The 24,443-nt window shown below is 60.0% G+C and carries 23 protein-coding genes; 14 read left to right on the top strand and 9 right to left on the bottom strand.

The features are described 5' to 3' along the window. The first annotated feature begins 28 nt into the window (after positions 1-28). From ACFSYH_RS07240 to ACFSYH_RS07200, 9 genes are all read left to right on the top strand, one after another. The gene (locus ACFSYH_RS07240) at positions 29-1,051 is read left to right on the top strand and encodes a LacI family DNA-binding transcriptional regulator (RefSeq protein WP_377466186.1); all 1,023 of its coding nucleotides are present in this window, start codon (positions 29-31) and stop codon (positions 1,049-1,051) included. After that, the gene (locus tag ACFSYH_RS07235) at positions 1,048-2,586 is read left to right on the top strand and encodes a sugar ABC transporter ATP-binding protein (protein WP_377466184.1); all 1,539 of its coding nucleotides are present in this window, start codon (positions 1,048-1,050) and stop codon (positions 2,584-2,586) included. The genes ACFSYH_RS07240 and ACFSYH_RS07235 overlap by 4 nt, the downstream gene beginning before the upstream one ends. A 311-nt stretch (positions 2,587-2,897) precedes the next feature. Further along, on the top strand, positions 2,898-3,917 hold the full coding sequence (locus ACFSYH_RS07230) for an ABC transporter substrate-binding protein (protein WP_377466182.1): 1,020 nt from the start codon (positions 2,898-2,900) through the stop codon (positions 3,915-3,917). Between the two features lie 110 nt (positions 3,918-4,027). After that, a complete protein-coding gene (locus ACFSYH_RS07225) occupies positions 4,028-5,602 on the top strand; it encodes a sugar ABC transporter ATP-binding protein (protein ID WP_377466181.1) in 1,575 nt (524 codons plus the stop codon). Further along, entirely contained in the window at positions 5,599-6,672 is a 1,074-nt protein-coding gene (locus ACFSYH_RS07220) for an ABC transporter permease (protein WP_377466180.1), read from the top strand. Before ACFSYH_RS07225 ends, ACFSYH_RS07220 begins: the two co-directional genes overlap by 4 nt. Next, positions 6,669-7,703, top strand: coding sequence for an ABC transporter permease (locus tag ACFSYH_RS07215; RefSeq protein ID WP_377466179.1), 1,035 nt, complete (start codon positions 6,669-6,671; stop codon positions 7,701-7,703). Before ACFSYH_RS07220 ends, ACFSYH_RS07215 begins: the two co-directional genes overlap by 4 nt. A 404-nt stretch (positions 7,704-8,107) precedes the next feature. After that, the gene (locus ACFSYH_RS07210) at positions 8,108-8,950 is read left to right on the top strand and encodes a hypothetical protein (RefSeq protein ID WP_377466177.1); all 843 of its coding nucleotides are present in this window, start codon (positions 8,108-8,110) and stop codon (positions 8,948-8,950) included. Further along, positions 8,947-9,111: a hypothetical protein gene (locus tag ACFSYH_RS07205; RefSeq protein WP_377466176.1), complete on the top strand. Its 165-nt coding sequence runs from the start codon at positions 8,947-8,949 to the stop codon at positions 9,109-9,111. Before ACFSYH_RS07210 ends, ACFSYH_RS07205 begins: the two co-directional genes overlap by 4 nt. Before the next feature lie 2 nt (positions 9,112-9,113). Continuing rightward, a complete protein-coding gene (locus ACFSYH_RS07200; protein ID WP_377466175.1) occupies positions 9,114-10,337 on the top strand; it encodes a hypothetical protein in 1,224 nt (407 codons plus the stop codon). Between the two features lie 81 nt (positions 10,338-10,418). Here the strand turns inward: ACFSYH_RS07200 and ACFSYH_RS07195 are convergent, their stop codons facing one another. From ACFSYH_RS07195 to ACFSYH_RS07170, 6 genes are all read right to left on the bottom strand, one after another. After that, positions 10,419-11,462 (bottom strand): hypothetical protein, encoded by a 1,044-nt coding sequence (locus ACFSYH_RS07195; protein WP_377466174.1) that lies wholly within the window; start codon positions 11,460-11,462, stop codon positions 10,419-10,421. A 1-nt stretch (position 11,463) separates the two neighbouring features. Next, positions 11,464-12,453 carry a vWA domain-containing protein gene (locus ACFSYH_RS07190; protein WP_377466173.1) on the bottom strand — a complete coding sequence of 330 codons (990 nt, stop codon included), beginning with the start codon at positions 12,451-12,453 and terminating at the stop codon, positions 11,464-11,466. Then, complete coding sequence (locus ACFSYH_RS07185; RefSeq protein ID WP_377466172.1) at positions 12,450-13,535, bottom strand: vWA domain-containing protein; 1,086 nt, start codon at positions 13,533-13,535, stop codon at positions 12,450-12,452. Before ACFSYH_RS07185 ends, ACFSYH_RS07190 begins: the two co-directional genes overlap by 4 nt. Then, complete coding sequence (locus tag ACFSYH_RS07180) at positions 13,532-14,017, bottom strand: hypothetical protein (RefSeq protein WP_377466171.1); 486 nt, start codon at positions 14,015-14,017, stop codon at positions 13,532-13,534. The genes ACFSYH_RS07185 and ACFSYH_RS07180 overlap by 4 nt, the downstream gene beginning before the upstream one ends. Positions 14,018-14,028: 11 nt before the next feature. Next, positions 14,029-14,925 carry a DUF58 domain-containing protein gene (locus ACFSYH_RS07175; protein WP_377466170.1) on the bottom strand — a complete coding sequence of 299 codons (897 nt, stop codon included), beginning with the start codon at positions 14,923-14,925 and terminating at the stop codon, positions 14,029-14,031. A gap of 243 nt (positions 14,926-15,168) precedes the next feature. Then, positions 15,169-16,167, bottom strand: a complete 999-nt coding sequence (locus ACFSYH_RS07170) for an AAA family ATPase (RefSeq protein ID WP_377466169.1) — start codon at positions 16,165-16,167, stop codon at positions 15,169-15,171. A gap of 164 nt (positions 16,168-16,331) precedes the next feature. Between ACFSYH_RS07170 and ACFSYH_RS07165 the strand changes: the two genes are divergently transcribed. Then, on the top strand, positions 16,332-18,485 hold the full coding sequence (locus tag ACFSYH_RS07165) for a cytochrome c oxidase assembly protein (RefSeq protein WP_377466168.1): 2,154 nt from the start codon (positions 16,332-16,334) through the stop codon (positions 18,483-18,485). Between the two features lie 148 nt (positions 18,486-18,633). On the opposite strand, the gene ACFSYH_RS07160 is transcribed toward ACFSYH_RS07165, so the two are convergent. The 3 genes from ACFSYH_RS07160 to ACFSYH_RS07150 form a co-directional block, all read right to left on the bottom strand. After that, on the bottom strand, positions 18,634-18,996 hold the full coding sequence (locus tag ACFSYH_RS07160) for a hypothetical protein (protein WP_377466167.1): 363 nt from the start codon (positions 18,994-18,996) through the stop codon (positions 18,634-18,636). 197 nt (positions 18,997-19,193) lie between these two features. Further along, positions 19,194-20,126, bottom strand: coding sequence for an aminoglycoside phosphotransferase family protein (locus tag ACFSYH_RS07155; protein ID WP_377466166.1), 933 nt, complete (start codon positions 20,124-20,126; stop codon positions 19,194-19,196). Between the two features lie 27 nt (positions 20,127-20,153). Continuing rightward, positions 20,154-20,915, bottom strand: coding sequence for an IclR family transcriptional regulator (locus ACFSYH_RS07150; RefSeq protein WP_377466165.1), 762 nt, complete (start codon positions 20,913-20,915; stop codon positions 20,154-20,156). Between the two features lie 307 nt (positions 20,916-21,222). Between ACFSYH_RS07150 and eda the strand changes: the two genes are divergently transcribed. The 4 genes from eda (at position 21,223) to ACFSYH_RS07130 (ending at position 24,367) form a co-directional block, all read left to right on the top strand. Then, complete coding sequence (gene eda, locus ACFSYH_RS07145; protein ID WP_377466164.1) at positions 21,223-21,840, top strand: bifunctional 4-hydroxy-2-oxoglutarate aldolase/2-dehydro-3-deoxy-phosphogluconate aldolase; 618 nt, start codon at positions 21,223-21,225, stop codon at positions 21,838-21,840. A 1-nt stretch (position 21,841) separates the two neighbouring features. Then, the gene (locus tag ACFSYH_RS07140) at positions 21,842-22,945 is read left to right on the top strand and encodes a sugar kinase (protein WP_377466163.1); all 1,104 of its coding nucleotides are present in this window, start codon (positions 21,842-21,844) and stop codon (positions 22,943-22,945) included. 131 nt (positions 22,946-23,076) lie between these two features. Next, positions 23,077-23,847, top strand: a complete 771-nt coding sequence (locus ACFSYH_RS07135; RefSeq protein WP_377466162.1) for a gamma-glutamyl-gamma-aminobutyrate hydrolase family protein — start codon at positions 23,077-23,079, stop codon at positions 23,845-23,847. Continuing rightward, positions 23,834-24,367 (top strand): TetR/AcrR family transcriptional regulator, encoded by a 534-nt coding sequence (locus ACFSYH_RS07130; protein ID WP_377466161.1) that lies wholly within the window; start codon positions 23,834-23,836, stop codon positions 24,365-24,367. Before ACFSYH_RS07135 ends, ACFSYH_RS07130 begins: the two co-directional genes overlap by 14 nt. Positions 24,368-24,443 lie beyond the last annotated feature (76 nt).

The raw sequence follows: 24,443 nt of genomic DNA, 5'->3' as shown, positions 1-24,443 counted from the left end.
CAGACGACGACGCTAAAGGACACAACTGATGAACGACACGACACCGGGTGGCAAGCCCAACATCCGGCAGGTTGCCGCTGTCGCCGGCGTATCGCACATGACCGTGTCCCGAGTGCTCAACGACCACCCGAACATCAAGGAATCGACCCGGAAAAAGGTGCTTGAGGTCATCGAGCAGCTCAATTACCGGCCAAACACCGCCGCACGGGCGCTTGCAACGCAAAAGAACCGGCGCATCGGGGTCATGATAGAAAGCGCGCGTGAGTTCGGTCCCCTGTACACGCTACGGGCCGTCGAGGACGCTGCCCGCAACGCAGGCTACGGAGTCACCTCGGTGCCCCTCTCCGAACATGGAGCGCTCGCAGCCCAGGACGCGGTGGACTATCTGATCAGCCAGGGCATAGATGCCGTATGCGTCATCGCGCCGCGCTCCTCCTCCGTGGCCGCCCTCCGCAAGATCTCACTGGGTGTCCCAACCCTGGTCATCAAGGGGAGTTCCGATCCGAACTTCCTGACGGTGAGTGTGGACCAGCAACTCGGCGCGGAACTCGTGGTCGATCACCTTGCGCAACGTGGGCACCGCGATGTTCTCCACCTGGCAGGGCCGCTTGACTGGCTGGATGCGCGTACCCGTGAACGAGCCTTCCACGCCCGTGCCCGTCAGTGGGGTTTCAAAGAGCGCCCCATCGTCGTTGGAGACTGGAGCGCGGACTTCGGCTACGACTTCGTGAGGAGCATGAAGCGAAAACCCGAGTACACCGCCATCTTCGCGGCAAACGACTCGATGGCACTCGGGTTGCTGCACGGCTTTCACGATCTCGGATACGAGGTTCCCAAGGACATCTCCGTGGTCGGATTCGATGACATCCCCACCTCGCGGCACACCATCCCTCCGTTGACCACGGTGCGTCAGGACTTTGACGCGCTCGGAGCCAAGACCGTCGAGGTGCTGACCGCAGCGGCGGAGGGACACGAGATCCCCCAGCGGACGACCGTCGGGATCGAGTTGATCGTCCGCGAGTCCACGGCACCGGTTGGAGGGATATCGTGAACGCTGACCCTCGAGTCCCACTTGTCCAACTGCGTTCGATCACGGTGTCGTTCGACGGGCAGCGAGCACTGTGCAACGTAGATCTTGATCTGCATCCAGGTGAGGTGCACGCGATCATGGGTCAAAACGGGGCGGGGAAATCGACCCTCATAAAGGTGTTGAACGGTGTGGTTCAACCGGATAGTGGCACGCTCACGGTCGATGGCGTGAACCAGGTGTTCAAATCGCCGGTGGAGGCACTGGCTGCCGGAATCGCGGTGGTGTTCCAAGACATCCACCTCGGTCCGACCCTGACCGTGGCTGAGAACGTCATGCTGGGACGTGAGATCCGCGGCCCCCTCGGGATCGACTGGAAGGCAACCAAGGCCCGCGCCCTGGAACAGTTGGGTGAGTTGGGCCTCGCGGAGCTTGACCTGGACACCCGCCTGTCGAGACTGGCTCCACCCACGCAGCAACTCGTCGCCATTGCCCGGGCGATGGTGGCTCAGCCTCGCGTGCTGCTCCTTGACGAACCTACCTCCAGCCTTGAGGTAGAGGACGTGAAACGTCTGTTCACCGTTATTCGGGCACTGCGCGAAAAGGGCGTGGCAATCGTCTTCATCTCGCATTTCCTTGAACAGGCGTATGCCATCTCAGACCGGATGACCGTGTTGCGCGACGGCATGAACGTGGGGGATTTCCCAACGAGGGAACTCGACCGAACCGACCTCATCTCGATGATGCTCGGCGAGGACATTGAAAGCCTGAAACTACTTGGCGCAGAGCGCCGGGAACATCAGCATGATCCAGAGGGCGAAGTCGCCCTTGAGGCGGTCAGCCTTGGGTTGACTGGAGTGGTGGAACCGACTGACTTCTCAATTCACGAGGGTGAGATCGTCGGTTTCGCAGGGTTGCGGGGATCCGGGCGCACGGAACTCGCGAACCTACTCGCCGGTGTCTACAGTGCAGACACCGGGGTCGTGGTACTCGATGGGCAGAGGGTTCGCTATCACGGACCGGGGACAGGCATTCGGCACCGGATCGCCATGTCAACTGAGTCACGGATGGACGATGGCATCATCGCGGACATGGACGTTCGCGACAACATGTTGCTTGCACTTCAGGCGTTACGGGGATGGCGAGCCCCGATCTCGAAAGCGGAGGCCGAGGACTCGCTACAGCACTACCTTGAGATGCTGAACATGTCCGAGATCGATCCGCACACTCCGGCGCGTGCGCTGTCCGGTGGCACGCAGCAGAAGATCCTCCTGGCACGATGGCTTGCCACGCAGCCGCGCGTGTTGATTCTCGATGAGCCGACGAAGGGTATCGATATCTCGACCAAGGTCGAGATTCAACGTCGAATCGCCAAGCTCGCCGATGAGGGTATGGCGGTCGTGTTCATCTCGTCTGATCTTGAAGAGGTCGTGCGCATCTGCGACCGGATCGTGGTCTTGAAGGATCGAGGAAAGATAGGGGAGTTGCGCAACGGTCCGGGGGTCACCGTGGACACCGTTGTGGAACTGATCGCTGCCGCGAATGAGGACGGGTTCTGAACTCCGGGGTGAATCGCGGGCATGTTCCAAGAAACTTTTTCGTTGTTCCAAGGTTTCCGCACCGCGAACTTCAGGCCCGTTCACCACGGCTGTTCCATAAAACATCCCCTGACCTGCGGAACAATTCTCTATGCCGAGACCAAACCTTAATCTTTGACCTCTTGCAGTTCAAAAAATGTTCCCGGTAACATTCAGGACATGCGCTCGACGGAACCCGCACTGAAGCGGTCCTACCCGAACACATGCGCGACCTGTACGGCGCACTTACACGTACAACCCACAACAGATTCAGCACATCTCGAGGAGGAGATATGACTGCACGTACCCGATTCACCAAATTCCTCAGCCTGGCGGCTGCAGGAGCACTGGCGCTCAGCCTGACGGCATGCTCCGGTGACGACACCACAGGCACGGATGACACCAACACCAGCGCCGGAGGCAACAGTGGAGAACTCATCACGGTCGGCTTTGTCGCCGTTGGCCCAGAGGGAGCCTGGCGTCAGGCGAACGAGGGAAACATCCAGGACTCGTTTAGCAAGGATGCCGGTTTCGACCTGAAGTACGCTCCCGCTGTCAGCCTTGACCAGAAGTCACAGATCGACGCGTTCACCTCATTCGTGGACGAGGACGTTGACGTGATCCTGCTGTCCGCGACCGAGGGATCAGGTTGGGAGGACTCCCTCAAACGCGCTCAGGAAGCAGAGATCCCGGTCATCCTGATCGACCGCGGAATCGAACCAGACAACACCGATCTGTACGTGACCCGCATCGCGCCGGACAACATTGCGGTGTCCACGTCCGTTGCAGAATGGGCCAAGTCGGCACTACCAGACGGCGGTAACTACTTCGTGCTTGAAGGTCCAGCAGGTGTCTCCGTGGTCAACGAACGCAACAAGGGTTGGGACGCAGTCATCGGCGGTGAGTCACAGTTCAACAAGATTGGCGCGCAGACCGCCAACTGGTCCACGGAAGAAGCGAAGAGCGTCTTCGAAACGGTCCTGAAGTCCAACAACAACGACGTCCAACTCGTCTTTGCACAGAACGACGAGATGGGGCTTGGCGCGGCACAGGCCGTTGAGGAAGCAGGCCTGAAGCCAGGAGAGGACGTCAAGATCGCCACGATCGACGGCACCACGGGTGCGCTCCAGGCCCTGGCGGATGGACGCCTGAGCTTTGTCGCCGAGTACAACCCAATGTTCGGTGACGTGGCTGTCAACGCGGTGAAGAAGGTCCTCAACGGTGAGCAGGTTGACTCCTACATCATCGCCGAGTCAGCAACCTTCGACTCCCCGGAGATCGCCGCTGAGGTACTTCCAGACCGTAAGTTCTAGCGGTTAGTCGTTCCACACAACACACGGTGGGGCCTTGCGCGCGTGTAAGGCCCCACACCCATATTTCGAGCGAGTGGATCTGATCCACCGTACGAAGGTAGGAGCGTACGATGTCACAATCGTCCCCAATCGTGGAGATGAAGGGTATCTCCATCACTTTCCCGGGCGTGAAAGCGCTCGACGCCGTCGACTTCCGGTTGTTTCCCGGGGAGGTACACACTCTCATGGGCGAGAACGGCGCGGGAAAGTCCACGCTGATCAAGGCTCTCACCGGTGTGTACCGAATCGATGCGGGCGCGGTCTTCCTTGAGGGTAACCAGATCAGGTTGAACGGCACCGCCGATGCGCAATCCGCTGGGATCTCAACCGTTTACCAAGAGGTCAACCTGTGCACGAACCTGACAATCGGTGAGAACGTCATGTTGGGCAACGAGGTGCGCGGAGCCACAGGTATCAACTGGAAGGCCACGAACACCGCTGCGGTGGAGAACCTGAAGAAGCTCGGACTGGGCGACCTCAACCCGCGGGCGCCACTGTCGTCGCTGTCGATCGCGCTGCAGCAATTGGTCGCGATCTCCCGTGCGATGGTCACGGACACGAGGGTGCTCATCCTGGATGAGCCGACATCGTCGCTTGACTCGGTTGAGGTCGAGCAGTTGTTCTCGGTGATCCGCAGGCTGCGAGATGATGGCGTTGCAATCTTATTTGTGTCGCACTTCCTGGACCAGGTGTATGCGATCAGCGACCGATTGACGGTGCTACGCAACGGAACCTTCGTGGGCGAGTATCTCACCCACGAACTTGACCGCACGGAGCTGATCGCGAAGATGATCGGCAAGGACCTGGAGACACTGCGGTCGTTGGACAAGCAGTCTGCCGTGCGTAACCACGAGCATGGGGGAAAGCCCATCTACAGTGCGAAAGGCCTGTCCAAGCAGGGTGCTGTTGAACCAGTCGACCTTGACCTGTTCCCTGGTGAGGTAGTTGGGCTCGCAGGGCTCCTGGGTTCGGGCCGAACCGAGTTGGCGCGGCTGCTCTACGGTGCTGATAAGCCGGAGGCCGGTGAGGTCGAGATCAAGGGCCAGGCCACGGAGGTGTACTCGCCATCCCAGGCGTTGCGCAAGCGCCTCGCATTCTCAAGTGAGAACCGGCGCGATGAGGGCATCATTCGGGATCTCAGCGTGCGCGAGAATCTGATCCTTGCGGTGCAGGCCAAGCGTGGTTGGGCCAAACCGTTGTCCAAGCGCGAGTCGGATGAGATCGTGAACAAGTACCTACACGAACTCAGGGTGCGTCCAGCGGACCCTGACCGGGCCATCAAGAACCTGTCGGGCGGTAACCAGCAGAAGGTACTTCTGGGACGGTGGCTTGCTACGAGGCCGGAGATCCTTATCCTCGATGAGCCAACCCGAGGCATCGATGTCGGGGCCAAGGCGGAGATCCAGGAGCGCGTCATTGAGCTGGCTGATGACGGGGTCACGGTCGTGTTCATCTCATCCGAACTCGAAGAGGTGGTTCGCCTGAGTGACCGTATCGTGGTGCTCAAGGACCATAGGAAGATCGCGGAACTCACTAATGATGAGTCGGTGACGGCAGAGTCGATTGTCACGACCATCGCACGTGAGGGCGAAGTCAAGCAGGATGCGGTTGAAGCCCCTGTACCTGGCGAGGAGGCCAGAAGATGAGTGACGTAATGTCCAAGATCGGCCAAGGCATATCGAACTTGGTGCGGAAGCAGTACTTTTGGGGCATCATCGCCATTGTTCTGCTGCTGGGGATCAATGTACTGAAGGACCCCACCTATTTGAGCATCACTGTGAGCGAGGCAAACGGGAATCTGGTGGGTAACCTGATCGACATTCTGCGTGCTGCGGCCCCGATCATGATGATCGCTGTCGGCATGTGCCTGGTCATTGCCACCTCCGGTATCGACCTCTCAGTGGGCTCGCTCATGGTGGTTGCTGGTGCGGTCTCGATGGAGACGTTGAAGAGCGCGGACAACACGCTTGGAGCCGCCCTCGGCGCTCTCATATTGGCTCTGGTCATTGCAGCGTTCTTGGGTGCATTCAACGGATTCTTGGTCTCCATAGTGGGCCTGCAGCCGTTTATCTCAACGCTCGTCATGATGCTTGCTGGTCGCGGTATCGCAAAGGTGATCACCGGTGGCCAGAACACCGCGGCCACCAATGGCTCGTTTCGCTGGATTGCGAACGGCTACGTGTTTGGGTTGCCGGTTGTGTTCCTGATCGCGGTTCTCGTGGTGATTGCGGTCGGTATTCTGGTGCGGCGTTCGGCGTTGGGCCTGATGATCGAGGCGATCGGGATGGACCCGAGGGCAGCCCGGCTTGCGGGTGTGAACCGGAAGGGCCTGCTGTTGATGGTGTACTCGACTTCGGGTGTGCTTGCCGGGATAGCGGGCGTGTTTGCGACCGCCTCGGTGATGACGGTGGATGTGTCGCGGACCGGCTATCAGATGGAATTGGATGCGATCCTCGCAGTCGTCATCGGCGGCACCTCGTTGGCGGGTGGAAAGTTCAGCCTCTCCGGTGCCTTTGTCGGTTCGCTGCTGATTGCGACACTCGACAAGACGGTTGTGTTCCTGGGTATCTCGTCCTCTGCGACCCCGGCATTCAAGGCGATCGTGATTGTGGCGCTGTGTCTGTTGCAATCCGAGCGGGTAAGGGCTTTGTTCCGTGGCCGCGGTCTGGCACAGGGACAGAATAAAACTGAGAAGAAGGAGTTGGTGGCAGCATGAGCACTTCAATTGCTCCGGCTCAAGAGCGGGTGACGACACGGAGTTCCCTGGCTCAGTGGGTCCGCACGCGCGTCGATCTACTGCCCACGCTGGCGGCGGTTGTGATCTTCACTGCGATGGTGATCTACGGACAGGCGGCCTATGGCCGTATCTTGCATATGAGCACGATCTCGAATCTACTCATCAACAATGCGCCACTCATCATCATCGCGGTGGGGATGACGTTCGTGATCATCACAGGTGGGATTGACCTGTCCGTGGGCGCGGTGATCGCGTTTTCCTCCGTTTCCGGCGTGATGCTCATCAATTCTGGTTGGAATGACTGGGTCGTCGCGGTCCTCATGGTGCTGATTGGGGCCACGTTCGGTCTGGTCTCGGGTGTTCTGGTGCAGTATTTCAATGTGCAACCGTTCATCGCGACACTCGCGATGATGTTCCTTGCACGTGGTCTGGCCTCGATGCTGAGTACGGTCCCCGAGCGCCTGGACGATGACGCTCCAATTCGTTTGCTGGCTTCCAACTTCAAGATTATCGACGGCCCCAAGGTGAACGACCTGACCGTCACGCCGGGCGTGATTATCGCGGTTCTCGTGGTTGTGGCTGCGTTCTTCGTGCTGCATCGCACTCGCACGGGCCGTACGGTCTATGCGATTGGCGGTTCGGAGCAGTCGGCACAGTTGATGGGGTTGCCCGTGCATCGCACCAAGATGTGGGTGTACGTGATCAGTGGCTCGCTGTCTGGGCTTGCTGCGGTCGTGTACACCTCACGTTTGGGTATCGCGCAGAACATCACGGGTATCGGGTGGGAGCTTGACGCGATTGCCGCAACCGTCATTGGCGGCACGCTGTTGACCGGTGGTGTGGGTTACGTGCTTGGTTCGGTGATCGGTGCTCTCGTATTGGGCCTGATGAACGTCCTGATCACACGAGACGGCGGGGTCGATCCGGCCGCCACGACGATCATCACCGGGGGTATCCTGTTGATTTTCGTGCTGCTCCAGCGCGCGGTGTATGCGCGTCAACGTGAGTAGCCGTTGAGTCCGCAGGGGGCGAGGGCTGGGCAGTCGAGGACTTCGACTGCCCAGCCCGTTTTTATTGCCGACGATCCGGCAACCTTCAGCGTTAGGGCACGGTTTGGTGCACTTTGGTTAACCGAAAAGCAGATAAGAGGGCGCGTTTATGTGGCCATTACCAGACAAAATGTCCCAGATTTGCACTACAGTGTCTTGCCGTGTGGGATGGGTGGAATCTGACGCCACGGTTTTCATAATGCCTGATTGTGCCTTGTGGCCGCTAGATGCTCTAGATTGTGTGCTACCGGGATATGACAATGAAGCACGAGCTTAGGTGGGTCCCTTGTGCCAGTTTTTGACCTGTGCGTACGATCGGGATACTTGCTGTGAACAGCACCCTTTTTCAAATCCAGGACAAAAACTTGCGTTCTCTTTCCAATCATCGCGCTGCCGCAATTGCAGCAGCCGGTATTCTTCTGAACATTCTCGCGGCTCCGAGTGCCACTGCGGCGCCGAATGTGGATGATCTTTTTGTGTGTGAGACCATCGGTGGCGAGAATTTCTGCACCGATATGGGCTTCATCGACCCTGAAACCGAGAAGATCGTACGCGCCGAGTTTGCGGACGCCGTGGGGAAGCCCATCCCGAATTCGGGAGGTGACACCAGCGTGGAAGCCATGGTCACCGAATTGCTTGCAATGAGTCCAGCCGAACTTAAAACTCATCAGAACGCTCAACTGGTAGATGCTCGTGAGAGCATCGGGCCAGAAGAACTCCTAGTTGACGTTGAAGAGCCGGCAGCCAAAGGACTCATCTCACCACAAAACGTTGTTAAAACCCCACCAGTCTTGAGAACTGAGGTGTCAGGTTTGACGGGCTTGAAGGCATCATCCTATAAGCAGACCAAGGACTATTACTGCGGACCAGCATCGCTCGCGTTGATTGCCGGGGCTAACGGGGTCACCAAGAAGCAGGCTACGTGGGCCAATGCGTTGGGCACCACCGAATTCTCAGGGACGGGTCTGTCCAACATTGTTGCCGAGATCAACAAGAACAAGTCATGGTTAAAGTCAGGCTCGAAGTACAAAGTGCTCAACGTCAGCAAGATGTCGGAGAGTGACTTCAAAGTCCACTACAAAACGCGTATCAAGGGTAACCGCGCGATCGTTTTGCACCCCAAGCTTCACAAGAAGTTCTTTGTTACCTCAAGTTTGACCACGGAGGTCACTTCCAAGTCGGCTACGGCTACACCAATACACACGTGAAGTTTATCGAAGTGTACAACGAGGCTGACTTCATGGGTAAGGACTCAAAGGGTAACCCTAAGGGCGCGAACAGCGCTGGCTACAAAACCATCAAGTGGAAGCAAGCATTGGAATCGACGACAGTCGGAACCACCACCGCACTGCACACGATCGGGTACTGACCATGAAGAAGAGTCCTGCCGGTCTAGGGGCCCTCGGTGTTGTGGTGATGTTGATGCTTTCAGGCTGCACTTCGGGTGGGTCAGGGCCTGTTGCTGCACAGCCACCGACTTCTTCCGACCCGAGGGTATCCTCATCACTTTCAGAAGAGCCGTCTTCGTCGCAGTCTCCCGTAGTTGCAGAGCCTACGTTGGTGGAGGCGGGCTGGAAGTCGGTGTTGCGGGTGGAAAACCCGGATACGGATTTTGCCGTTAAAACCTATGGTGATACGGCAATGGTGACACAGACTGTGACCGCTGACGGTGAAGTTTCTTTGACGCACACAACTGCTGATGGGAAGGTTTCAACGCTTGAGCGCGGTAACCAACGCTTGGTGCAAGAGACCACCTTGTGGGGTGGCGATGTTCTTATTTTCGCTTCGATTGAGGGAGGGCTGGAACCTCCTTATCAGTTGGAGGTGTGGACACCGGGAGAGAAAACGGCTCGCGTGCTTGCAGTGACTACCGGAAGCGAATGGGTTGCTGAGGCAGTGGTTGCCGGTGACGCGTTGTACTTCATCACCAGAGATGACACGGATGCTATGTGTCTGTACCGTGGCGTGCGCTCCGGTGGTGATCTAGAACGTCACCAGATCACATGCCTCAAGGATGACGAGGCAGGTTTGGCGTGGCTGTTTGCTGACGGGTCGACTGTCTCGTGGATGACAACAGATTTTCGGATTGCTCCGAATCAAGATGAGTTTCGATGCAATAAGCTCTATCGGTTAGTGGACGGGTCTGATACTCCTGAAGCGGTTCCGGGTGCTGATTGTGTGATGCGGGGGCTTGCCAGCGCGAATACAGCGGTGTGGTCAGACATGGAAACCCCTGACGAGGACGGTGCCCTTAGTTACACGGAGAATCAGATGCACGCTACGATTGCTGAGGTAACTGGCGATGCCGGTATCGGGTCGACGGGTACTGAAAAGACCTGCGGCGGTATGGTGTTTTGGGCCAGTGAACACGCCGGTTCGGGTATCGACTACGAGTTGGAGAATTTCCGTACGTGGGACCCGGAACATGGGGTGCGGATGCTGTCTCAGCCACCTGGAATTGACATCATGAGAGGTACCTTTGACAAACTCGTGTGCGTCAATGACACCACCATCGGGGTTGAGCGGGTGATGGTTGGACAGCATCGCCAGGTTGAGTATTTCATTGCTGATATCAGCACACTTAAAGCGTCCTGATAGGGCGTAATATGGACAGTGGGTGCGCATCCAATTGGGTGCGCACCCACTCGCATTCTGTGCTCGCTTAATGCCCGAATGTCACCACTGCTTGGTTGATGGCGGTTCTGGGTTGGCGCTTCCTTCGGCCTCTTCGCGCTGCACGGTGCCGTTCTTGTTGCGCTCTTGAAGTTGCTGTTGGCGGTCCAGCTCTTCAGGGGTGTAGTTGTTCTGCTCGGGCCGCTCACTGTCGCCTTCGCCCGGTTCATCAGATGGTTCCTCATCATCGGGCGACTGCGATGGTTCATCGGAGGGCTCGTCCGAGGGGTCGTCGTCTGCCGGTGGATTCGACGGGTCATCCGTGGGGTTGTCTGGGTCCGTGGGCTGGTCAGGGTCTTGTGGGGTGTTGCGTGGGCGCCATTCTGGCTCTTGGAGTTCCTCGGCGATGGAGATCCGGTTGTCTACGAAATCTTTCTGTTCGCGGAGGTCTTCAACCAGCGCTGGGTCTGTGCACTGATACTCGTCCAAGAGCATGGCCGCCTTGCCAAATGCTTCTGATGCGGATGTGTAGTACTCGACGGCCTGCTCAAGGTGCTCACGCGCTGCTTTCATGAGTTCCTCGAACTTTTCTCTGGAACTTGCCCGCTGGCCAGTGTCATGGTTGGCATTGACGACATCCCAGAACAGGTTTGCTTCTTTGCGCGCGGCTTCGGCTTGGTGGTAGTACACGGCTGCGTGGTTGACCCGGATCTTACACATGGGGGGAAGCATGGATGCCGGATAGTCAACGAAAGACTCGTTCGGATCGAGCGCGGGGGCAAGTGCTTCGGCGCGTTCGAAGTTGGAGGCGGCACCTCTGTAAGCGCCCTGACGTGTCTGCGCTGTGGCGATGTTGTACGGGTGTACCCATCGTTCGGCGGGGAGCCACGTATCGGTGTGCTGGAAACTCCAGATGGAGTTCCTGAGGTCGTCTTCCTGATACTTTTCGAGTCCGTAGGCATTCCACTGGATGATGTAGGAAACGTAGGCGATGGCACCAAGGATGAGCAGTCCCGGCAGTATCGACCACAGGTACCAGCGTCTGCGCATCTTCCGCAGCGCAACCTGTCCTTCTGTACGCACCCGTTTGGTTCGTCTTCCTGTCATGTCACCCCACCACCCTGGACATCCGTGAGGTTGCTGCGGTCAGTTCCCACAGCATGAGGAGGCACGTAAGTACGGCGAATGGCCACACGACCAGTTGCGGGATCATGATGGCCCGTGAACCCTGGGTTGCGACGAGTTCGGATTCGAGGCCTGCGGTGACGGAGCTGAGGGCACCGGGTTCGGTGCGATGCAGGTATTCAATACCGAGTTCGGAGGCGAGAGCCTCTAGCTCGGCCTCGTCAATCTTGGAGATCGCAACGGTAGGCGAGGAACCGGAATGGTCCAGGATGTAACTGTCGTCATCGAGCAGTGGATCGTAGCGTTTCATCCGGGCACCCTCAGCGGTTCCGTAGCCGAGAACCGCACCTCCATCGATGAGCGGTGCAAGGTGCTTGAAGTCGGTGCGTGGTTCATCCGAGGTGTTCTCTCCATCGGACATGATGAACACGAGCTGCTTGTTGAGGGGGTTGTTCTCGCGTCCTCGTTCCAACAGGATCGTGAGGTCACCGAGTACCCGGTTCAGGTTGGAGCCGGAGGAGTAGATCGTGATCTCTTGGTTCATGGTGTGCGCCCAATCGCGCAGTGCCCCGACGTCGGTGGTGAGGGGGAGTTGACGGCTTGCGGTGGAGTCAAACGATACGACTGAGAATCGTGCCCCACCCAGCTCTTCCGTCAGCGTCGCAATGTCTGCGCGCACTCCCTCCAGGCGTGGTTGTTCGTCCTGGTAGTCCTCGGCGGCCATGGAACCGGTGCGGTCGACCACCAGATACACGTCAAGGTTGATACGCACAGACTCCGAGGTCTCCTCCAGGACCGCTGGACCGAACCCGATCAGCGCGATAAGCGCAAAGATCGCACCGCGCCGTAGCCAGGCTCCACGTCCGAGATCGCTCGTGCGCACCTGCCGGACCGCGTACACGATGAACGCCACGGCAAGAATGCCAACGACGATGGCGTAGGGGAGCAGTGGGAAGAGCGGGTCAAAGATCATTCGCCCAACCTCCACGCGACAGCGAGGAAGCCCGCAAACCCGGCGATCATGACGATCAACCAGGGACCAACGGTGTTGGTCCGGGTAATAACGGGTGCAGCATCGTGTTCCACGGCCTGACGCGACTGTATGTCCGTGACGATTGAGTCGATCATGATCGGGTCGTTTGAGTAGAAGTACATGCCTCCGGCCTCGGTGAATACCTGATCGAACTCCTCTTCGCCGGCGAGGTCGGTACTTCCCGAACCATAGATCCCGATGAGTGAGATATCGAGCTCGGAGGCAAGATCAGCCGCGTCCTTGAGGGAATACACTGGTTCGCCTTCGAGGTCGTTGTCGGTTGCGAAGATGATTGACCGTGACCGCGGTTCTCCGGTGGAACCGGACAGGCCGGTGTCGGCGGTCTCGAACTGTAGTGCGCAACTTGCAAGACCATCTCCGATGAGGGATGACCCGACTCCGAGGTTGGCGTTGGCCCCGGCCGTGAAGTACTCGTATTTGGCGAGGGCCTGCGGGTTTCCCGTGAGCGCTCGCGGGTGGAGCGCATCGTATGCCTCGGATAGCTGCTCTTTGACCATTCCGTAGTCGTCGGTCAACGGAAACACGGTGCGCGAGGTGGTGTTGAAGATCGACAATGCGATGCGTTCACCGACAAAGGAGTCCACGAGCGTGGAGAACACGTTCACGAGTTCGCGGTCGTACGAGAGCATGGACCCGGAGATGTCCAGGCACAGCACGATGTCGCGGTTGGCCATACGCGGGTCGGAGACAGTCACGGTGACGGGCCGTGCCACGAGGAACGAACCGCCCACGAGCGCAACGGTCAGGCTGAGCGCGCCAAGAGCCTGGAACAGACGATATTTGCGCAGTTGGCGCTTGAACTGGGGGAGGTCCCTGACATATGAGGAGTTGGCGACCCAGATCGCATCCGCCGCGCCGAGCTTCGCTGAGGTGTCCGCACGGCGCCGAGAGCCCCGCCGCGACATGACCGCCACCGTCAGACAGGCCGCGAGGGCGCACCCAAGGATGACGGCAATGGCCCACGGCCAGGACAGAATGTGGGAAACGGATGACTGATTCACAGGTGATCCACCACCAACAGCGCGTTGCGAAGCGTGATCGGTTGGGGTTCCTCGGCGGGGTTCCAGTCTTCGAGGGAGCCGGAACTCGAGAAGGCGGGGTGGTAGAACTGCGCGATGACGAAGGCAACCTTCTCGGTGCGTTCGTCTGCGACCAGATCTGAATACGTCATGGTCTTCGCGGTGATGCCGGTGCGTGCGGTGACGAACTCGCGCACGAGTTCGGACAGTTGCAGGTGCATCTCGCGTTCGGTGATCTCCTGGGCGGTGAGTGAGTCGCCCAGTGCCAGAATCCGGTCGCGATAGATATCCTGCAGGGTGCGAGGTGGCTCCCGTGGCACGAGCAGTTCGTTGTAGTTGCGGGCGGCTCGCCCACGTGTCAGGAAGGGAATGGCCACGAGCCAGCCGAGGAACAGCGCCACGAGCACGCCAATGGCAACCCACCACAGTGGGCTGTAGGCTGTCGGGTCGATGAGCGGAAGCATGTCGTGACCGCCTAACTCAGGTGCTGCTGTCTGCGGACGGCGAGGGCGAACCGTTGGATGGCGTCTGCGGTTGAGTCGACCACGACATTCACGATTCCGTTGCGTTTCAGCATGGCTTCAGTTTCCTCGCGTTGGGCACGCACATGCTGACCAGCTTCGCGTTGCACGCGGGAGTTCTTTCCCATGAACTTGGGCAGGTTGATCGAGCGGTCCACATCGGCAACGCGCGGGTTTCCTTCGAGCCTGGCCCCGACGAACGGTGAGGCGTCGGATACGTTCAACACGAGGACCTCGTGCTTGACCCGCAATCTGCGCAGGAGCGTTTCGTGTTCGGCGGATGGCCGCACCTCGTCGGTGATGACGATGATCAACGACCGACGCTTGATGAACGTCAGCGCCCTGGCCAACGGGATGTTCAGGGAACTCGGCGGAGCGTCAATCGAGTACATCGAGTCCAGGATCGTCAGCATGACCTCAAGGTCCTGCGTGCTGGCTCGCGGTGGTAGTTGCGTGACCCGCCCCTTGTCTCCGGCCACCAGGGCAACGCGGTCGCCACGGTCCCTGGCCACATACGCGGCAATGCTTGCGAGGTACATCGCGACCTCGTTCTTGGGCATGCCGCCCGAGGACATCGCACCCATGTTGCGGCCGGTGTCCGCAACGAGAACGACCGTCAGGTTCGAGTGCTGCGCGAAACGGCGGATGATCGGGCGCCCCGCCCGCGCCGACGACTTCCAGTCGATGTCGCCCACGTCGTCGCCGGGGCTATACAGCGACAGATCGTCAAAGTCCTGGCCGTGCCCTTTGAAGATCGAGCGGTGATACCCCTCAAGGAGACCTGCCGCACGCTTGAGCACGGGCAGTTCAATGTGCGCGCGCAGATGCGCGAGCCGCGCCACATCGGCCATCGGCGGTCTCCTCTCCTGGGTTCTGTTACTGACAAAATAGTGAAGTGAAGTGTAGGGGTCTCGTGGAGCAGACACCTACCGGAACGACAACGGACGAAAGTTCGTAACACGTCAAGTTTAGTTTGGCGACGATCCGGTCAGTCCCAGCAGCCCTCACGTTCTGTGGGCTGGGCCTGGGCCGAGGGTCTGCCAGCGCGTGATGCGCTGGAACGGCCCGACTCGTCGGCAATCGAGGCAACGGTGTTATGGGGCTGGAACCGCGTTGAACACGGCGTCGATGATCTCCTCCGGTGCGACATTGTTTGCAAGGGCGTCAAAAGTGCGCACGATGCGGTGCCGCAGCACGCGGTGCCGCACCAACTTGATGTCATCGGGGACCACGAACGCGCGGCCGGACTGGACAGCGAGTGCCTGCGCGACCCGCATGAGCGCGATCGAGCCGCGAGGGGAGGCCCCAACACGCACCTGCTCGGTCAGCCCCGGCACCTCAACGGACCCAAGCCCACGCGTCGTGTTGATGAGGTCAACAATGTACTGCTTGATCGAATCGTCCACATACACGCGGTCAACTAGGCATTGCAGGTATTTGACGTCCTTGATGGACACGCGGCTCGCAGTGATGGGGGCATCCTGGGCGCCAGTGGCGACCCGGCCCAAAATCTCGACCTCGTCCGTGGAACTCGGGTAGGTCAGGATCTGCTTCATGAGGAACCGGTCCATCTGCGCCTCGGGCAGAACGTACGTGCCCTCTTCCTCGATGGGGTTCTGGGTGGCGAGCACCATGAACGGATCAGGCAGACGATACTCCGTACCACCGATCGTGGTCTGCCGTTCCTGCATCGCCTCGAGCATCGCGGACTGGGTCTTCGCGGAGGAACGGTTGATCTCATCGAGGAGCACGACGTTGGCGTGAACCGGACCAAGCTGAGTCGTGAATGAACCTGTGCCGTAGTTGTAGATCTGAGTACCCACGATGTCATTGGGCATCAGGTCCGGGGTGCACTGGATGCGGTGGAACGAACCATTCACAGCCTGAGCGAGCGTTTCCGCGGCAGTCGTCTTGGCGAGACCGGGAACAGATTCGAGCAGGATGTGCCCGCCCGCAAGCAGCGTGGAGATGAGGGAGACCCGCAACTCGGTCTGGCCCACAACCTTCGAGTCGAAGATCGTGTTGATGTGGTCGATGAGAGTTTTCGCGTGGGCGAGCTCGTTCGTCGTGATGTTGCCTTGGCCTCGTGACACGTCGCTGCCTTCCGGATTGGCTGGTGCCTGCGGATTGGGGTGGACCCGCACGGCGCATGTGAACTGTAGCCAGTATGCCAGTTTTCTTGCTGCGTTATGAGAGGTGACACATGCCGAAATGCGGGGAATTCGTGTCTATCAGGTAGGGGCAATACAGTAAAGGAGTGAACGTTTCCGCGCCCGCTCGCCCCTCTGGTTCCACTGCCTCACGTTTTGTGGTGACGGCTCTCGGTGGGTTCGTTGTGGTCGCATTGCTCGCGCTCGTGGCAGCGGCAGCCTACTCCGCAGCATTTGCCGAGCCGGGGTTTGCCGACCCCGGTGCGGTCGTACGCTACGGGGTCGGCGTCTCGACCCTCCTGACCGAGGCCTTCATCGCTGTGACTGCCGGTGCGCTTGTCCTGGCGGTTTTTGTGGTCCCTGGCGGCGGCCGTGCCAAAGCGATTCGCCCGCCAAGGAAGTCTCGCATTGAACTAAGCGAAGCCGGAGGCACACCTCGGACACCTGAGCGCGTGACTGCCCGGAGGAACGTAGCGCCTGCCTCTACAACCTTCCGCAACACGATGCTGATTGCCGGCTGCGGCGCGGCCGGATGGACCCTGGCCATGCTCGCACGCCTGCTGTTCGTGGGCGCAAACATGGTGGGAATCCCCCTGAGCGATCCGCAGTTCGGCGAGCAGTGGTTCGTGTTCGTCTCGCGGATTCCGGCGGGCCAGGTGCTGCTGACGATCCTCCTGATCGCCGCAGTGGTGACAACCCTGTGTTTCCTGGTGACGCGCCCCATCGGTGCCATGTGGACCCTCGCGCTCACCGCCTCCGCGTTCGCGTTCCTCGCCTCCATGGGGCACGCCTCAGGCGGTGCAAACCACGTGCAAGCAGTCTCCGGCATGTTCATGCATCTTGCCGCCGCCGCGGTGTGGATCGGCGCGCTCGCCACGATCGCACTCCTCTACCTGATGCCAACCACGCCAGCATCCCATCTGGCAACCATCACCGCACGGTATTCCGCAATCGCCGGATGGGCATTCGTGCTGGTCGCCGTCTCAGGATTCGTGAGCGCCGTCATCCGCGTGGGCGGGTTTGACGGGCTGAACACCCAGTACGGGGGCCTCATCCTGGCAAAGACCGGCCTGTTTGTTGTGCTGGGAATCTTTGGGTGGCTGCACCGCCGTCACGTTGTGGCTCAGTTGGGGTTGTCGCCGAAGGGCGCTCGCGGAATGTTGCCCGCAGCCTTCTGGCGTCTGGCTGGTGCGGAGATACTACTGATGGGAGCCGTTTCCGGTGTGGCCGTGGCGCTCGGAGGAACCGCTCCACCCGAGTCCGACGAACTGCCACCCGATGCCTCGCCAGCCTACCTGCTGACAGGCTCCGAGCTGCCACCCGAACCGACCTTTACGCGCTGGTTCACCGAATGGAACTTCGACGTGCTGTTCGGATTCCTGTGCATCGCAGGACTCGTTGTGTACTGGCGCTGGGTACTGCGGCTGCGAGCGCGCGGCGACTCGTGGTCGTGGTTGCGTACCGCCTCCTGGACGCTCGGCATGATCATCATGTTCTGGGTGACCTCAGGTGGTCCAGCCGTGTACGGTGCCGTCCTGTTCTCCGCACACATGCTCATGCACATGCTGCTTGCGATGGTGATCCCCATCCTGCTGACCCTTGCTGCTCCGGTCACCTTGGTGATGCGTGCTGTGCCCGCCCGCAAGGATGACTCGCGTGGTGGACGCGAGTGGCTGCTCGGCATCATCCACTCCCGCTATGGCCAGTTCTTCTCCCACCCGGTCGTTGCCGCAGTGAACTTCGCGGGTTCGATGATCCTGTTCTACTACACGCCGGCGTTCGAGTTCGCGATGGAAACCCACCTTGGGCACATGGCGATGATCGTGCACTTCACGCTTGCAGGCTACTTCTTCGCCAATGCACTGATCGGCATCGATCCAGGCCCGAATCGGCCCGGATACGCTCAACGTCTCGTGCTCCTGCTATCCACGATGGTGTTCCACGCCTTCTTCGGTGTGACCATGATGGCCTCCGAAACCCTGCTCGCCGCCGACTGGTTCGGGCTCATGGGGAGGCCGTGGGGCGAGAGCGCCATCGCAGATCAACAGCGCGGTGGAGCCATCGCATGGGGCATCGGTGAAATCCCGACCCTCTCGTTGGCGATCATCGTGGCCGTCAGTTGGGCCACATCCGATGAGCGTGCTGCCCGGCGCCGAGACCGTCAGGTCGAGCAGTACGGGGACACCGAACTCGAGGAATACAACCGTCAACTCGCGCAGTTGGCGCAGTCTGATGCGCGCCAGGCGGAACGCGACAACTAGGGCGCACATTGCCGGGACTGCTCGGCGACCGAGCAGTCCCAGGTTTCTTCACCTTCGCCAATCTGTGGGTTTTCGCGCCGACCCGTGCCTACCAGCGGCACAGATCGCCGAGCAAAACCACAGAGTGGTTTCCGTTATCGAGCCTGGTTCAGGCATCAACGTCCAGGTGATGGAACAGAGAGTCTGGGTCAGTCACAGATTGTTCGCGAGTCGTGGGCGTGACTTCCTGTGAGTCCTGCGACGTGCTCGAATCGCTTTCCTGTTGCTGAAGTTCGCTCAGGCGCTGCATGGCCATGGTGACGGATGCGGATGCAACAGAGACGGCTGCGGCATCAGCAGCAAGGGTTTCTTCGCTTTCCTGGTTCGCGGTATCCTCGACCAGTTTTTGCTGCGCATCCTGAAGTTCCTTCTGGGCGAGTTTGAGGGCTCGCTGCGCTGATGCGATCTGGGAGGCATTGGACGAAGCTGAGGTTCCAGTTGAGGTTCCCGTCGATGTGACCGGCTGAATCATGATGGTTCTCCTACCGTTTTCGTTGATGTACGCCCTACACATCGACGCGCTATTGCCCTTTGTCTGGAAAAACCTCAGATACACAGTGTCTACACAGTTAAGTGATCTTGCCGACCTGTGGGTTTCCGCGCTGTTCCGTGCTCACCAGAGGCACGGATTGACGAACAAAACCACAGATTGGCCGCTGATCCCTCCACTCAGGCGATATGGGCATCGGCAACGGCGGCAATCCTCAAGGTTGCCGCCGCTGCCCTGTGTGAACGGTCTTCGAGATGCCACGATGCTGACAGGCAGCCATAGGCACGCACCCAGCGGAGGAAACGTTCGCTCAGGTCAAACCCGTAGCGTCCATGGAGGTGCTGTCCGATGGTTTGGATGCGTTCGGGGAAGCGTTCAACTGTTTGCGGATCAAGCACGTCTGGATTGAAAACGATGTTCGCGTAATCGAACAGCGATTCGCCAAGCACGCCCTTGGGATCGATGAACAGCCAGGGTTGCGGCTCGCCGGAAAAGTGGAGCAGATTTCCGTGATGCACATCCCCGTGTAGGCCAACCCGGTCCATAGGGAACGCGAACAATTCGGCAGCATCGACGCGTGCGCGAGAAACAACTGCCGCGCTGTTGGGTATATTGGTTGCCCGTTCAACCTCGCGTGGGTCGTAGTTGCGCAGGGCGCGGAACCGGTCTTCCAAGGACTCAAGCCCGGCGCCCTCGTCTGATGTTGAACTATGTAGCCGTGCCACTGCATCGCACAACCGCCTCACGGTAGATGACTGGAATGACATCTGATCCAGCGGTTCGCCGACAGGCATGAGGGCAACCCGTGGCCCATCGTCCCACCGGGTGTCGCAGAGGAGAACAATCGGAGCCATCCCATGTGCCCAGCGGGATTGAACCTCAAGCCCGGCGCGTTCCTCCGGCCCAAACGCACACTTCAACATCCACGTCCGGCCAGATGGCTGCCGCTCAGCCCGACCATCCACCACAGGGGAGATGCTGGATGGGAGTGGGGAATCGTCGGCAATAAAAACCGGGACCAACATGCTCGACGGCGTTTCGATGACTGCTCCGGCGCTGCGCGCGCCGAGGGCGTCTAGGCACAGATCGAGGTGTTCACGCCGAGAGATCATGCCAGTCTCCTTCCCAAACCCAAGGGCTCACACACTACGTAGCAGCAGATGAAGGCCCTGCGGTAGGAGCGGCGGAATCTCGCGGGTGATGATCTCGGCGAGTTCGGTCTCGCGTTCAGGGGTCATACGCGTTGCCAGAGTGGTGATCGATAGCGCACCAACGGGGGAGTCGCCGTGCATGATGGCGGTGCCGAGGCAGGCCACGTCTGGTTCGTTCTCGCCGTGTTCGAGCGCGTAGTTGCGCTCGCGGGCCCGATGCACGGCTGCCTGAAGAGCGTTCGCGCTGGTCGGACTATCCTGACCCACGTAGCTGTCGAGCAGATGGTCTGGCACGTTACGTGCCGCGAGCAATGCGCGGCCCATCGCAGTTGTTGCAACGGGCATGCGTTGGCCGACAGCCGACCACACGCGAATGGCACGCTCGGGTTCTACCTTGTCCAGATACAGGATGCGATCGCCTGTCAGCACGCCAAAGTGGACGAGTTCATTGGTTTCGCGGGCAAGGGCGACGAGTGCCGGATGCATGGCTGTTGCCAGATTACGGGGGCCAAAACTGCGTTCGGTTAGTTCAAAGGTCGCTGGACCGATTCGATAGCTTCCCTGGTCGCCGTCCTGTTCGGCGAAGCCACGTAGACGCATCGTGGAAAGCAGACGGTAGGCGGTGGACTTGTTGATTCCCGTTGCCTGTGCGAGATCCGCGAGCGGAGCGCCTTCGGGTCCGGCGTCCGCAAGCGTCATGAGCAGTTGCAGAGCGCGGTCCACAGACTCGATGCGCGGTGACTCGGCCATGAGGGTCCTTCCTATCTGTTTCCACAGCAATTGTGTCACTGTCCTGGTGGCCAAGTGGACTCTGTGGATCAGAACGGCTGTTGAGTGAGGGCTTAGGGCGGGCGGTGCTTGGACGCGAAGGTGAGCACCGGTGGGCTGTTTTTGGTCCGGGTGCGCAAATTAATTTCGAGCACCCGGACCAAAAACAGCCCACCGAGATTGGGGGAGTTTTCGCATGGCCCTTGCACTTGCTCCGGTGCTGTGGGACTCTATTTGTGAATAATGAAACTGTACGTTTCACACAGTGAAATCTATCAGAAGGTGTCTCATGGAGTTGGGGAACAACCGGATTGTTCCGGTCGTCGTTATTGAGCAGGCCGAGCGTGCTGCAGCGCTGGGCGAAGCACTCGTGGCCGGTGGAATCCCGGTCGCCGAGGTCACCCTGCGCACCGCAGCAGGGCTCGATTCGATTGCCGAGATGGCCAAGAACCCAGACCTAATCGTGGGTGCAGGAACCGTGATCACCGCAGATCAGGTTGACCGGGTAGTGGAGGTTGGGGCACGCTTCATCGTCAGCCCGGGACTCAACCCGCGCGTGGTTGAACGCGCGCTGGAACACGGAATCGACGTCGTTCCAGGTGCCGTCACCCCAAGCGAGATCATGACTGCGCTCGAACTCGGTCTGACCACCCTGAAGTTCTTCCCCGCCAACGTCTACGGTGGCCCGTCAGCGCTTAAGGCCCTCGGGGCGCCGTTCGGCAACGTATCGTTCATCCCCACCGGAGGCGTCTCCACCACAAACATCGCCGAATACCTCGCACTCAAGAACGTTGTCGCGGTCGGTGGCTCATGGATGGTCCCAGCCAACCTGATCAATGACGGGGAATTCGACACTATTCGCCAACTATGCACCGACGCCGTTGCAGCTATTCAAGGAGACAACTGACATGAGCGTGCTTGAACTTCGGGATTCCCAAGACTGCCGTTACGAGGCGGTTGGCCTCGGCGAGGTCATGCTGCGCCTTGATCCAGGCGACTTCCGCGTCCGCACGGCACGATCCTTCACGGCATGGGAGGGTGGCGGCGAATACAACGTTGTCCGTGGCCTGTCCCGCGTTTTTGGCCTTCCCGCCGCAGTGCTCAGTTCTTTCGTGGATGATGAGGTGGGCCGCCTCATCGAAGGCTTCATTCTGGCTGGAGGCGTGGACAACCGCTGGATTCACTGGGCCAAGAGCGACGGCGTTGGGCGTAACGCCTACAACGGCTTGAACTTCACCGAACGCGGGTTTGGGGTGCGTGGTGCAAAAGGCGTGTCCTACCGCGGCCAGACCGCGATCTCGCAGGTTCGCCCACAGGACTTCGATCTGGACGAACTGTTTGGTCGACAGGGTGTGCGCTGGCTGCACACCGGTGGTATCTTCGCGGCGTTGTCGGAGCAGAGCGCGGAAACAGCGTTGGCTGTGATGAAGGCAGCGAAGGCCAACGGAACTCGTATCTCGTATGACCTGAACTACCGTCCGAGCCTGTGGAGTTCGATTGGTGGTCAAGACCGTGCCCGCGAGGTCAACCGTGAGCTCGCCAAGTACGTGGACGTCATGATCGGCAACGAAGAGGACTTCACCGCTGCACTTGGGTTCGAGGTCGAGGGCGTCGACGAAAACCTCACCACGCTCCCCATCGAGGGTTTCCGCAACATGATCAACCAGGTTGCGCAGGAGTTCCCAAACTTCTCCGTGATCGGAACGACCCTGCGCACCGTTCACTCCGCATCGAACAACGACTGGGGCGCCGTTGCCTGGTCCCGCGAAACCGGACTCGTGCAGGCGACCCATCGAGTTGGGCTCGAAATCATGGACCGCGTCGGTGGTGGGGATTCGTTTGCCTCCGGTCTGGTGTATGGCCTGCTCACAGGGCAAGGGCTCCAACAGGCGGTCGAGTTGGGCGCCGCGCACGGCGCGTTGGCGATGACCACACCGGGTGACACGTCGATGGTGACAGGAGCCGAGGTCGCCAAGCTCGCGGGCGGCGGTAGCGCCCGCGTGGACCGTTAAGGCGCTGTGAATGCCCTGAAAGAACAGAAATTTCCTGCTCTGACTCGCCGCTGAAACAGTTCGGTAACTTCACCGTCAGTAAAGTAACTGGTGCTGCCATTTGTTTCCCTCGCGACCGCGCAAGGAGCACCATGAAGATCGCACTCCTCCACCTTCGCAACGAGCGCCCGCACGATCCGCAGTTCCAAACTGAACTGGACATCCTCAACAACGCTGCGGTCGCGGCTGTCGAATCCCTTGGCTGGGAGGCGGAATTGCTCGCCAACGGCGAGCTCCCGGTGGCTGAGGCGGTTGCGGCGGTCTCGCGCGCGGACGCGGTCGTGGTCCTTGGCGGTGAGGACGTCATGCCGCAACTTTACGGGGGTCCGGTCGAGTATCCGGGCGGTGGATATCACGATGCCTTGGCCGATACCGCCCAGATTGCAGCGATTCACGCAGCGGTTCTGACCGATACCCCGCTGCTGGGTATTTGCCGTGGGCTGCAGTTGATCAACGTGGCGTTCGGCGGCACGCTCGTGCAGCACATTGAATCCAACGAGCATCGGGGCGAGGGTAGTTGGCCAGACTCATTCACCACCACGAGCGTTGAGGTGGCGAATGCGACTGATCGATCCGGCGACATCGCGGCACCTGACCTCGACGAACTGCGCCAAGATATCGGAACCGAACCGGTGTTCTGTACCCACCATCAGGCAGTTGATCGCTTGGGGCAGGGTTTGCAGGCGGTCGCACGAGCAGCAGACGGAATCGTCGAGGCCGTGGTCCATGAGACCTCTCCCGTGACAGGCGTGCAGTGGCATCCAGAACACCCAGAGACTGCGGCCTTTCAACTGACACGGCTCTTGCAACGGCTCGGACGTCAAGCCCGCGCACGTTCCGCACAGTGCGATGCGTCCGAGTAACCGCACCAAGATCATCGCTGCCGCATTGAAGATGGGGGCAGATACCCCAGACGCGACGCTACAGCAGATCGCACACGCCGCCGGGGTGACAAAACAGGGTCTCCTCTACCACTTCCCCGACCGCGTGGCGCTGCAACAGGCGCTGATCCAGCACGTGTTCTCATGCTGGGAACACGAAATGAGCCAGATTCTCGGGCGCCCACTGGAACAGGCTGACGTTGCTGAACGTGTCCGCGCCTATGCGCAGGTCGCGGCTCGGGGACATAGCGTGGAGGGTGGGGCCAGAATCTATGCGGAACTCGTCTACCGGGTGGGCGACCTTAGTTGGTATCAGGACTGGGCGCGGCGGTGGTTCCTCGAATCTCCCACGGGTGTTTCGCAAGACCCGCGCCTGCTCACTGCCTGGCTCGCAGCGAACGGGCTGTGGTCGGTCCTCACCTCGCGCAAGATTGCGCTGAGCGCGCAGGACGTTGAAGGTGTGCTTGAACAGATCGCGGCGCTGACAGCGCCGCACGCCTAGCGCGGTTGCCGCGCTGGTGGTCGCTTGACGACGAGTTGGCTGGGTCGGGCCTGCATCTCCTGAACCAGCCGACTCG

Source organism: Populibacterium corticicola (genome assembly GCF_042683685.1).
Taxonomy (GTDB): Bacteria; Actinomycetota; Actinomycetes; order Actinomycetales; family Cellulomonadaceae; genus Timonella; species Timonella corticicola.
Note: the sequence above shows the minus strand (reverse complement) of the source record. Positions and strands in the feature narration are given on the sequence as shown.

Excerpts from the sequence above, each read along its gene's own strand:
- ACFSYH_RS07130 (WP_377466161.1), top strand. The coding sequence starts at position 23,834 with ATGCGTCCGAGTAACCGCACCAAGATCATCGCTGCCGCATTGAAGATG.
- ACFSYH_RS07180 (WP_377466171.1), bottom strand. The coding sequence starts at position 14,017 with ATGCTTCCGCTCATCGACCCGACAGCCTACAGCCCACTGTGGTGGGTT.
- eda (WP_377466164.1), top strand. The coding sequence starts at position 21,223 with ATGGAGTTGGGGAACAACCGGATTGTTCCGGTCGTCGTTATTGAGCAG.
- ACFSYH_RS07150 (WP_377466165.1), bottom strand. The coding sequence starts at position 20,915 with ATGGCCGAGTCACCGCGCATCGAGTCTGTGGACCGCGCTCTGCAACTG.
- ACFSYH_RS07225 (WP_377466181.1), top strand. The coding sequence starts at position 4,028 with ATGTCACAATCGTCCCCAATCGTGGAGATGAAGGGTATCTCCATCACT.
- ACFSYH_RS07190 (WP_377466173.1), bottom strand. The coding sequence starts at position 12,453 with ATGATCTTTGACCCGCTCTTCCCACTGCTCCCCTACGCCATCGTCGTT.
- ACFSYH_RS07175 (WP_377466170.1), bottom strand. The coding sequence starts at position 14,925 with ATGGCCGATGTGGCGCGGCTCGCGCATCTGCGCGCGCACATTGAACTG.
- ACFSYH_RS07160 (WP_377466167.1), bottom strand. The coding sequence starts at position 18,996 with ATGATTCAGCCGGTCACATCGACGGGAACCTCAACTGGAACCTCAGCT.
- ACFSYH_RS07240 (WP_377466186.1), top strand. The coding sequence starts at position 29 with ATGAACGACACGACACCGGGTGGCAAGCCCAACATCCGGCAGGTTGCC.
- ACFSYH_RS07195 (WP_377466174.1), bottom strand. The coding sequence starts at position 11,462 with ATGACAGGAAGACGAACCAAACGGGTGCGTACAGAAGGACAGGTTGCG.
- ACFSYH_RS07230 (WP_377466182.1), top strand. The coding sequence starts at position 2,898 with ATGACTGCACGTACCCGATTCACCAAATTCCTCAGCCTGGCGGCTGCA.
- ACFSYH_RS07220 (WP_377466180.1), top strand. The coding sequence starts at position 5,599 with ATGAGTGACGTAATGTCCAAGATCGGCCAAGGCATATCGAACTTGGTG.
- ACFSYH_RS07135 (WP_377466162.1), top strand. The coding sequence starts at position 23,077 with ATGAAGATCGCACTCCTCCACCTTCGCAACGAGCGCCCGCACGATCCG.
- ACFSYH_RS07200 (WP_377466175.1), top strand. The coding sequence starts at position 9,114 with ATGAAGAAGAGTCCTGCCGGTCTAGGGGCCCTCGGTGTTGTGGTGATG.
- ACFSYH_RS07155 (WP_377466166.1), bottom strand. The coding sequence starts at position 20,126 with ATGATCTCTCGGCGTGAACACCTCGATCTGTGCCTAGACGCCCTCGGC.
- ACFSYH_RS07140 (WP_377466163.1), top strand. The coding sequence starts at position 21,842 with ATGAGCGTGCTTGAACTTCGGGATTCCCAAGACTGCCGTTACGAGGCG.
- ACFSYH_RS07215 (WP_377466179.1), top strand. The coding sequence starts at position 6,669 with ATGAGCACTTCAATTGCTCCGGCTCAAGAGCGGGTGACGACACGGAGT.